The sequence below is a fragment of the Stenotrophomonas sp. P5_B8 genome (genome assembly GCF_054049855.1).
This window is the reverse complement of sequence record NZ_JBFULO010000494.1, coordinates 1-2,581: the sequence shown is the minus strand read 5'-3', so window position 1 is coordinate 2,581 and position 2,581 is coordinate 1. Positions and strand designations below refer to the sequence as shown.

5 protein-coding genes are annotated in these 2,581 nt (G+C 63.1%); 2 read left to right on the top strand and 3 right to left on the bottom strand.

All coding sequences use genetic code 11. The features are described from left to right. Positions 1 to 151: 151 nt before the first annotated feature. The 3 genes from ACXJKH_RS18520 to ACXJKH_RS18510 all read right to left on the bottom strand — a co-directional run bounded on the left by ACXJKH_RS18520 (position 152) and on the right by ACXJKH_RS18510 (position 893). Positions 152 to 424, bottom strand: coding sequence for a hypothetical protein (locus tag ACXJKH_RS18520; protein WP_457321555.1), 273 nt, complete (start codon positions 422 to 424; stop codon positions 152 to 154). Positions 425 to 496: 72 nt separating this feature from the next. Further along, positions 497 to 688, bottom strand: a complete 192-nt coding sequence (locus tag ACXJKH_RS18515) for a hypothetical protein (RefSeq protein ID WP_457321553.1) — start codon at positions 686 to 688, stop codon at positions 497 to 499. Next, positions 681 to 893, bottom strand: coding sequence for a hypothetical protein (locus ACXJKH_RS18510; protein ID WP_457321551.1), 213 nt, complete (start codon positions 891 to 893; stop codon positions 681 to 683). The genes ACXJKH_RS18515 and ACXJKH_RS18510 overlap by 8 nt, the downstream gene beginning before the upstream one ends. 225 nt (positions 894 to 1,118) lie before the next feature. Between ACXJKH_RS18510 and ACXJKH_RS18505 the strand changes: the two genes are divergently transcribed. Continuing rightward, complete coding sequence (locus ACXJKH_RS18505) at positions 1,119 to 2,087, top strand: phage portal protein (RefSeq protein ID WP_457321557.1); 969 nt, start codon at positions 1,119 to 1,121, stop codon at positions 2,085 to 2,087. A 314-nt stretch (positions 2,088 to 2,401) separates the two neighbouring features. Beyond that, positions 2,402 to 2,581, top strand: a 180-nt coding sequence (locus tag ACXJKH_RS18500; RefSeq protein WP_457321549.1) for a DUF805 domain-containing protein, incomplete at its 3' end; no start/stop codon positions are given.

The following is a 2,581-nucleotide window of genomic DNA, read 5'->3' as shown; positions in this document are numbered from 1 at the left end:
CCAGTGCGCGGCGGCAGCAGGCCGGCGGTGTGCTTGTTGGCCATGGTCTTGGGTTTGGCCATCGGGAAGTAGGTCGCCCGCAGCTGTTCGAGGGTCATGGTGGCGCCGAACTGTCCGTACAGCAGCCAGAACGTGCCGAAGCCGTGCGGCCTCATGCGTCACCGCCGGCAAGACGCAAGCCCAGCTGCACCACGTTGCTGCCGACGACGGGCAATGCATCGAACCTGGGCTGCAGGCCATGCATCTTGTGCCAATGTGCCCACGCCAGATCGAAGGTCGCGCATTTCAGCGTCTTGCTGCATCGGCATTCGATGAAGTGGCCACCTCTCGCCTCCAAACGCCGCCCGTCCAAGATGTAACGCGCCGCATGCCCCGCCGGACACGGGGGTAGCGCCCGAGGTGCTGTCTGCTGCTGCTGTGTCATGCTGCCTCCCTCAGCCTGGCCGCCACGGCGCTCGCTGCGCCGCAGGAGAACCAGACTGCGATCATCGGGCGCTCAGTCATGGGCGGCCTCCTTTGGATGTGCACAAGCAGGGCAGTCGGCCGCGAGTGCAGCGGCGATGGCCGCGATGTAGACACCCTTGCCGAGCGGGCTGACGCCGGCCAGGATCGACGCAGCGACGTGTGGCAATCCTGCGGAATCGTATTCGCCCGCGAGGAAGCGGCGGGCGGTATCAAGGTCAGCCACGGGCTTCCTCCCAATCGGTCAGGGTGAAGGCTGCACCGCAGTTCCTGCACTCGTAGTCGCGGCTGGCGCCAAAGTGGTCGTTGTACTCGGCGTCATCCTTCACGTAGGTGCGAACGCATGGTGGAACGTCGGTGAAGTCGAGGCATCCAGTCGACTCACAATCCGGGCAACGTCGGCGCATGTCGCGCAGCATCAGTTCAAGCATGGGCCGCTCCCCGGCGCACAGCCATTCGCGAGCGCCTGCGCAGCCGTTGCGGGATCTGGCCAACGGCCAGGCCGCTGTGACGCTGACGCGCCGGCCGGGTTATCCAGAGGTGGTGCAGCAGGGCGCCGCCGGCGGCGGGGCCCAGCAGGATCAGCAGAAGCTCAGCCAGCTGCACGACAGCTGCGGCGGTAAGGAAGACCTCAAGCGCGCCGAGCGCCGGCCAATATCGAGGCGTTTACCTTCGGTGACGCCACGCCCGTACTGGAATCGCGGGGCATCCTCGACTATCTGGAATGCTGGCAGAGCGGGCGCTACTACGAGCCGCCAGTCGACCTGCACGGCTTGTCCCGCACCACCCGTGCCAACCCCTACCTGCAGAGCGGTCTGACGTTCAAGCGCAACATGTTGGTCCGAACCTACCGGCCCCACAAGCTGCTCAGTCGGGAAGCGTTCGCGCAGCTGGCCATGGACTACACCACCTTCGGCATGGCCTACGTCGAGCGGCGGCGCGCAGTGTCCGGGGCCGCGCACGCCTTGGCGGTACCGCTGGCTCAATACATGCGCCGTGGCGTCGAGGCCGTGGAGTTCTTTCAGGTCCGTGTTGGCGGCATCGAGCACGAGTTCACCCACGGCGAGGTGTTCCAGCTGCGCGAGGCTGACCCTGACCAGGAGATCTACGGGTTGCCGGAATGGATGTCGGCGGTAYAGTCGGCGTTGCTCAACGAATCGGCCACGCTGTTCCGGCGCAAGTATTACAACAACGGCTCACACGCCGGGTTCATCCTTTACCTGACCGATCCGCAGGCCGAGGACGGGGACGTGCAGAATCTGCGCGAAGCACTGCGCCAGTCACGCGGCCCCGGCAACTTCCGCAACCTGTTCGTGCATTCGCCGAACGGGAAGAAGGATGGCCTGCAGCTGATCCCGGTCAGCGAGGTTGCCGCGAGGGACGAATTCGCCGGCATCAAGAGCATTACCCGCGACGACATGCTCGCGGCACTGCGCGTGCCGCCGCAACTGCTGGGCATCGTGCCGCAAAACAGCGGTGGTTTTGGCTCTATCCGCGACGCGGCGACGGTGTGGGCGGCCATGGAGCTGGCCCCGCTGCAGACGCGCATGACCGCGATCAATGAGTGGCTGGGCGAGGACGTGATCCGGTTTGATCCGTTCGATTTGGGGGTAGCGGCGGGATGAACGCGGCCAATTAGCGTCAAGGCAGTCCGCAATTCGGACAAGGAAGAGAGGAAGAGCGGCGATAGGCTGCTGGCGCGGGAGCAGGTTCCTCTGCACGGAGTTGTGAGAGATCCGCCAAGCATGTTGGCTGGAGCGAGAAGATTGGCATGCTTGGTTGCAATGCCCTGGCGCTGATCAGTTGGTGTTGTTACGCGAGAGGGTGCATCGACTTTGCAACTTGTTGTATGGACGATGCGCCCGATGCATCCAAGACTACGACAGGGCGTGTCATATGGCGTCTTAGAAGTCGAATATACCCATGAGGATTAGAGTAGTTGATCAAAAGTATCATTTCCCCAATGTTGCGTCCGTTTGAGTATTACGCGAAGTTCTCGGGGCGCTCCGGGCTTAAAGAGTATTGGTTGTTCCATCTATTTTTTCTCTTAATTGCATTGGCACTTGAGGCCTTTAGCATAATTTGTTCTGCGCTTGCGCCGGAGCCTGTGGTCTGGGCC